Origin of the sequence: Methanobrevibacter sp., assembly GCF_045577275.1 — an archaeon.
Lineage (GTDB): Archaea > Methanobacteriota > Methanobacteria > Methanobacteriales > Methanobacteriaceae > Methanobrevibacter.
Genome location: NZ_JAZNIB010000336.1, coordinates 1 through 6,878 on the forward strand (window position 1 = coordinate 1; position 6,878 = coordinate 6,878).

8 protein-coding genes are annotated in these 6,878 nt (G+C 35.1%); 3 read left to right on the forward strand and 5 right to left on the reverse strand.

The genetic code is table 11. From position 1 onward, the window contains the following. The 3 genes from rpiA to ACKI67_RS09670 form a co-directional block, all read right to left on the reverse strand. Positions 1–647 (reverse strand): ribose-5-phosphate isomerase RpiA (gene rpiA, locus ACKI67_RS09660; protein WP_407463321.1); only part of this gene is annotated, 647 nt, incomplete at its 3' end. A gap of 44 nt (positions 648–691) precedes the next feature. Then, positions 692–1,132 carry a UPF0179 family protein gene (locus ACKI67_RS09665; protein WP_407463322.1) on the reverse strand — a complete coding sequence of 147 codons (441 nt, stop codon included), beginning with the start codon at positions 1,130–1,132 and terminating at the stop codon, positions 692–694. A 128-nt stretch (positions 1,133–1,260) separates the two neighbouring features. Continuing rightward, positions 1,261–2,304: an NAD(P)-dependent glycerol-1-phosphate dehydrogenase gene (locus ACKI67_RS09670; RefSeq protein WP_407463323.1), complete on the reverse strand. Its 1,044-nt coding sequence runs from the start codon at positions 2,302–2,304 to the stop codon at positions 1,261–1,263. Between the two features lie 255 nt (positions 2,305–2,559). Between ACKI67_RS09670 and proS the strand changes: the two genes are divergently transcribed. From proS to thiD, 3 genes are read left to right on the forward strand one after another with little or no spacing between them, the layout of a single operon-like run. Beyond that, positions 2,560–3,966 (forward strand): proline--tRNA ligase, encoded by a 1,407-nt coding sequence (gene proS / locus ACKI67_RS09675; protein ID WP_407463324.1) that lies wholly within the window; start codon positions 2,560–2,562, stop codon positions 3,964–3,966. A 54-nt stretch (positions 3,967–4,020) separates the two neighbouring features. Next, complete coding sequence (cofC, locus tag ACKI67_RS09680) at positions 4,021–4,731, forward strand: 2-phospho-L-lactate guanylyltransferase (protein ID WP_407463325.1); 711 nt, start codon at positions 4,021–4,023, stop codon at positions 4,729–4,731. Between the two features lie 15 nt (positions 4,732–4,746). Next, the gene (gene thiD, locus ACKI67_RS09685) at positions 4,747–5,538 is read left to right on the forward strand and encodes a bifunctional hydroxymethylpyrimidine kinase/phosphomethylpyrimidine kinase (protein ID WP_407463326.1); all 792 of its coding nucleotides are present in this window, start codon (positions 4,747–4,749) and stop codon (positions 5,536–5,538) included. Between the two features lie 234 nt (positions 5,539–5,772). Here the strand turns inward: thiD and ACKI67_RS09690 are convergent, their stop codons facing one another. Together ACKI67_RS09690 and ACKI67_RS09695 are read right to left on the reverse strand one after the other, a co-directional pair. Then, positions 5,773–6,099 carry a hypothetical protein gene (locus ACKI67_RS09690; protein WP_407463327.1) on the reverse strand — a complete coding sequence of 109 codons (327 nt, stop codon included), beginning with the start codon at positions 6,097–6,099 and terminating at the stop codon, positions 5,773–5,775. 442 nt (positions 6,100–6,541) lie between these two features. Further along, on the reverse strand, positions 6,542–6,878 hold a 337-nt coding region (locus ACKI67_RS09695), incomplete at its 5' end, for a hypothetical protein (RefSeq protein WP_407463328.1).

The window sequence follows — 6,878 nt, forward strand, 5'->3', positions numbered from 1 at the left end:
TTAGAACCGATAATGACCTTATCAACCATTTCAGTAAACAATCCATTCTCTACAACACCAGGAATGGTATTCAACTCTTTTTCCATAGGTATAGGATTGTTTATTTGACCAAATGCAACATCCAAGATGAAGTTGCCGTTATCAGTTATTACAGGTCCATCCTTAGCTTGACCCATTCTTATGTCCACTTTACCACCCATATCCTCCAATGCCTTTGTTACAGGATTTAAGGACTCTGGAATGATTTCAATAGGAAGTGGGAAAGCGCCTAATACATCCACAAGCTTGGATTCATCTGCAATGATAACAAGCTCATCTGCAGAATAATCAACAATCTTTTCCAAAGTGTGTGCTGCTCCTCCACCCTTGATTAAATTGAAGTCTGGATCGATTTCATCAGCACCATCAACAGCCAAATCTATTTCATGTTCGCTAAGGTCTGTGAGTGGAATGTTCCATTGGCGAGCAAGCAATCTTGATTGGAAGGAAGTTGGAATACCAATGACTTCAATTCCTTCATCCCTTACTCTCATACCTACCTTTTCAATAAAGTAAAGGGTGGTTGAACCTGTACCAAGACCTAAAACTTGACCGTCTTTTACCAAATCAGCGGCAGCATAACCGCAATCCTTTTTCATTTGACTCATAATTAACACCGAATAACAATTAATGATTAATTTATAATTATAATTTATTTATCTTGAATTTTAACAATGCATTTAACTAAAGAATTTCCTTTTGGACAATCCTTGAATTTACCTAAATCCTTAACATAAACTCCCTTTTCCTCTTTGGAGATTCCATCTGGGAAGCACATGTGTCTGAAATCACAATCCTTATTTGAACATCCTTTACGATTGAAATCAAAGCTTGAACCTTCAAAGACTCCTTTTGAATCAGTTAAAATAGTAAACTCTGCATTTTCAACAACAACCACCTTTACCTTTTCTCCTTCATGGATAGGGCATTTCTGTTCAACATCCCTAACTTCAGTGATTGTATATCTGTGACCTTCTTCCAATGAATCTACACAAGAAGCCTTAAACCTACAGGTCGAACATTCTTCTGCGGGCTCATGGAATACAAAGCTCACTCCTTCATTTGCCAATTCTTTACCAATCAATGTAATCATATAATCATCCTTATTAAATTTTAAATTCAATTAACACACTAAAAATTTAAAAGGAAAATAAATGAATTTTAATAATTATCTTTTAAATTAAATAAATCCTCTTTTAAACTAATTAGATTCTCTTTAAATTAAATGACTTCAGTCTTTTTAGCCAATTTAATAGCTGCTTCTCTTGTTAGACCATTATCACCTAAAATGGTATATCTTTCTGGTCTTATTGTATGTGCGATTGTCAATGCTTCAATGATTTCATCATCATCGACACCCAATTCTGCAGCAGTTGTTGGAGCACCAATGGTCTTTAATATATTTTGAATGGATCTCCAGTCTCCACCATGCAAATGCATCATCATGATTGTTCCTACACCACATTGCTCACCATGCAATGCTGGCTTTTTGGCAATTCTATCCAATGCATGGCTGAACAAGTGTTCTGAACCGCTTGCAGGTCTTGATGAACCTGCAATGCTTATTGCCATACCACTGCTGAATAAAGATTTCACTACAATTCTTGCACTTTCCTCAAGCCCTTCCTTAATGCTGCCTGAAGAGTTTATGATGAGTTTTGCAGTCATTTCAGATAATGCAGCTGCAGACTCGCTGTATGGCTCATTTCTTAATCTGTATGCCAATTTCCAATCCTTTATTGCAGTATAATTAGAGACAATATCTGCACAACCGGAAGCAATTAATCTAAAAGGAGAATCGTTAATGATGCCAGTGTCAGCAACAACAGCCATTGGAGAATTAGCACTTTTGGAAACTGAACCCATGTCATTTTTTATTGAAGCCATCGGTGATGCTATACCATCGTGGGAAGCGGTTGTTGGAACAGAAATGAAATAGTTATGCGCATTTGTGGAAGCAAGCTTTGCAACATCAATGATCTTTCCTCCACCAACACCTAACACTACAGAAGCGTTAGCTATTCTTTCTTGTACCTTTTCAACAGACTCCATTGAAGCATCATTGATTTTTACAACTTCAACTCCAAAATCAGACTTTTCCAAAGCTTCAACTGTGCGTTTACCTGCCACATCATATGTGTGGGAACCGGATACGACAAGAGCTTCATCAAATAAGCGTAAATTCTTGCATATTTCCCCTATGTCATCAAGGACATTAGGTCCAATATGCACTTCTCTTGGCATTTGAATTGTTTTAGAATCCATATTATCTCCTTAAAAATTAATTTTTTATATTGAATAATTTTTAGAATCTATAATATTCTTAAATTTTTAGCATGTTATTTAATATTATTTTAATATATGTTTTCTATAAATTAAATAAGTTTTGTTTTAAATGCATAAACTGAAAAACTATATAATTAATTAAAAACATATTAATAATATTATTAAATATAATTCTGTCCCATTTAGGGAATTAAATTTTATTAAACTTATTATTTTATTAAATTAGGTGATAATGTGGAAAATTTTAGTGAATGGTTCCATGACATTTTAGAAAATGCAGATATAACCGATTCAAGATATCCTATTAAGGGAATGGCTGTATGGCGTCCTTATGGATTTCAAATCAGAAGAGCAACTTTAAACATATTTAGAGACTTGATGGACAAAGAGCATGACGAAACCCTATTTCCTTTACTCATTCCAGAAGCAGAACTTGCAAAAGAAGGAATTCATGTAAAGGGATTTGAAGATGAGGTATATTGGGTTACCCATGGTGGTCAAACAGAATTGAACGAAAAGCTTGCAATCAGACCAACCAGTGAAACCGCAATGTATCCTATGTTTTCATTATGGGTAAGATCTCACATTGACCTTCCTATCAAGCAATATCAGGTTGTAAACACCTTCAGATATGAAACCAAGCATACAAGACCTCTCATTAGGGTAAGGGAAATCACTACCTTTGCAGAAGCCCACACAGTTCACTCAAGCGCTGAAGAGGCTGCAGAGCAAGTTGAAACCGGAATCGAACTCTACAAGAAATTCTTTGACGGACTTGGAATCGCTTATCTTATCAGCAAAAGACCTGTATGGGACAAGTTCCCAGGTGCAGAATACACCATGGCATTCGATACAATCATGCCTGATGGAAAGACATTGCAGATTGGTACCGTTCACAATTTAGGCCAAACCTTTGCACATACCTTTGAAATAACCTTTGAAAACAAGGAAGGAAACCATGAATACGCTTACCAAACATGTTATGGAATTTCAGACAGGGTTATTGCTGCAGCCATTGCAGCTCATGGAGATGAGAAAGGTCTCCAATTGCCTCCAGAGATTTCACCAAAGCAAATCACTATCATTCCAATCATCTTCAAGGATGGTGGAGAGGAAGTGATGGCTAAATGTAATGAAATCAAGGATGCATTGGAAGCCAAAGGAATCAGAGTCCAAATGGATACAAGAGACATCAGACCTGGTAAGAAGTTCTTTGATTGGGAACTTAAAGGAACTCCTCTCAGATTCGAATTAGGACCAAGAGACTTAAACAACAATGTAGCAATCCTTGGAAGAAGAGACACTGGTGAAAAGATTGAAGTAAGCTTAGACGACGACATTGCTGAAAAGGTATCAGACTTATTAGTTGAAGTTGAAGAAAGCATGAAAGCTAATTCCTGGGCTAAACAGGAAGAGAAAATAGTAACCTTAGACAGTCTTGACAATGTTTCTGACATTGTTGATGAAGGAAAGGTCGTTAAGTTCTACTGGTGCGGAGACGAGGAATGTGGAAAAGCGATTGAAGAGGAAACCGGTGTGGATATCCTTGGTATCAATGAAGAGGATACTGAAACCGATAAGATCTGTCCACATTGCGGAAAGCCAGCTAAGCACTTGGCATTAATGGCTAAAACATATTAGTTATAATATTTAAGAAATTTCATTATTAGAAATTAGAATTATAGAGGAATGGAAATGGATAAGATTTATGCAATAATTCCAGTAAATCAATTTGCAAATGCTAAAACAAGATTATCTCCTTTTTTATCACCTGAAGAGAGAAAAAATCTTTTAAAGGCAATGCTAAAGGACATTGCAATCACATTAAAGCCTATTGTAGATGATATCATAATAATAAGTAAGGATGAAGAGGTTTTGGCATATGCAGAGGAATTGGAACTTACTGCACTTGTTGAAGAGGACCACAAAGCATCTAAAACCTCAAAAAATGGTGATGAAGGTCCTTTAAACAAAGCCATTAAACAGGCTATGAAATGGTGCAGAAAGAAAACAAGAAAAGTCATAATCTTGCCATCTGACATTCCATTGATTGGAAAGACCAATATCAAGCTACTTATTGACCAAGCTAAAAATCTTGATTTCATCATTGTTCCTTCAAAAGGTGGAGGAACAAATGCATTGATCATCAAGCCATTATCCATTGACATGAAATTCGGAGGATTCAGTTTCAAAAAGCATATTGAAGAGGCTGAAAAGAAGAAATTGGTCCCATTGGTTCATGATTCATTCTATATGGCACTTGATGTAAACACCACTGAAGACCTTGGTGAAATCATGCTTCATGGAAATGGAACAGAAACCAAGAAATACTTGGAATCACTTGGTATCAAGGTTGAATCATTCCGTGGCCATGAAAGGCTTAAAGTAACTAGAGATAATGAATAATACTAATGTGATATTATGATAGGATTAACAATTGCAGGATTCGATCCATCAGGTGGAGCGGGAATAAGCACTGACATCAAGACCATGGCAGCTCATGGTGTTCATGCATGTGCAGCAGTCACTGCACTCACTGCACAAAACCCTAAAAAAGTGTTTTCTGTTGAACCTGTTAGCACTACATATATCTCAGAACAAATAGATTCCATATTTGATGAGTACACTATCAAATACTCAAAGACAGGCCTATTATACTCAAAGGAAATCATCCAACTTGTAAGTAAAAAGGTCGATGAATACAATTTAAGCATAGTTGTTGATCCAGTGATGGTGGCAAGTGCAGGAGATGCACTTGCGAAGATGGAAATAGCTGATGCTTTGAAAAAGTATCTTCTTGAAAAAACACTTCTTGTGACTCCTAATGTATCAGAAGCAGAAAAACTATCGGGAATAGAAATTGAAAGTGTGGAAAATGCAAAGGAAGCAACATATAAAATCGGTGAATACTGCAATGTGATGATAACTGGCGGACATCTTGGTGGAACAAACATCATTTACAATAAGGAAAAGGATGAATTAACTACATTGCACCAAGATCTAATCAAAACAGACAATTTGCATGGAACCGGTTGCAGCTTATCTGCAGCAATATGTGCAAATCTTATTTTATTGAATAATACTGATAAAAATAGTTCAGATGACGATAACTTGAAAACAGCTATTGAAAGATCAACCAAATTCATTTACGAATCTGTAAAAAATGGAAGATATGGTACATTAAATCCTAATTTTAATTCCAAATTATTTTAAAAGAAATATTTATTCCACTTTAACAATCTTTAGGTTAAATTAATCAACAAAAAAATAAACAATACCATTTACAAAAATACATAGACAATCACCAAAAGAAAAGTATCTAAAAGAAGAACCAATAAATGATAATTCACATAATCATTACCTTTAGCAAGATAAGTTATATTAGATATGCAATCACATGCAATAGGAACTATGAGAAGTAAAAAGAATAATAGAAATATTTTTAATTTATGCACTTATAACAGCTCCTTCATCATTAAGATATCTGCAAAAATCCCAACCGATAGAAAACAATATAGATTTGTAAGAAGAACGGGCTAATCTTCTAATTTTTCCTTTTGTTGATTGGCTTTTTAAACTTGTATCTAATACGAATTTCATTGGCTCGTTAGAGTATCCATAAATCTTGGTTTCAGCCAAACCGCCATTGAAGCAAGTCTCAATCACATCAACAGAAGAGGCGATAATGCGATTACGCTCCACACTGCCCATAGCATTCAAACTAGCACGACCCGCAGCAGCCTCAGCACCACCACCAAGACCACAAAGAGCCATAGAAGTAAAGAAAGAAATCTGATTAACAGGATTCGAATAACCCAGATGATCAGTTCCCAAATCATCAAACATACCACAACTATAAGCATTCAAAGCAGTTCCCAAAACCAACAAAGGAACACCCCCTAACAAATTAAATATCCTTGAGAAATTAATTACAATAAATTTATAGAATGAAAAAATGAATAAAACTGAACCTACAACTATGTTAGAAAAACTTAATTTTCAACAATAATCATATAATTTTCCAATCCCCTTTTTTTAAAATTTAAATCATGACGAAAACATCATAGTTATCAAAATAATTAATGCAACAAGATAAATAATTATCTGATAATTTACATAATCATTTCCCTTACGAACATAAGTAATGTTTGTTATAATATATGTAATAGCAGTAACTATGAAACATATAAATGTAATTATTATCCTCATTTTCAAACTATACATTTATAAAATACTCCTCATCATTTAAATATCGACAATAATCCCAGCACATAGAAAAGACAGTTGACTTAAATGAAGATGAAATTACTCTTCTAATTTTTCCTTTTGTTGATTGACTCTTTAGGCTTGTATCCAATACGAATTTCATTGGCTCGTTAGAGTATCCATAAATCTTGGTTTCAGCCATACCACCATTGAAGCAAGTCTCAATCACATCAACAGAAGACCTGATAATGCGATTACGCTCCACACTGCCCATAGCATTCAAACTAGCACGACCCATAGCAGCCTCAGCACCACCACCAAGACCACAAAGAGCCATAGAAGTAATG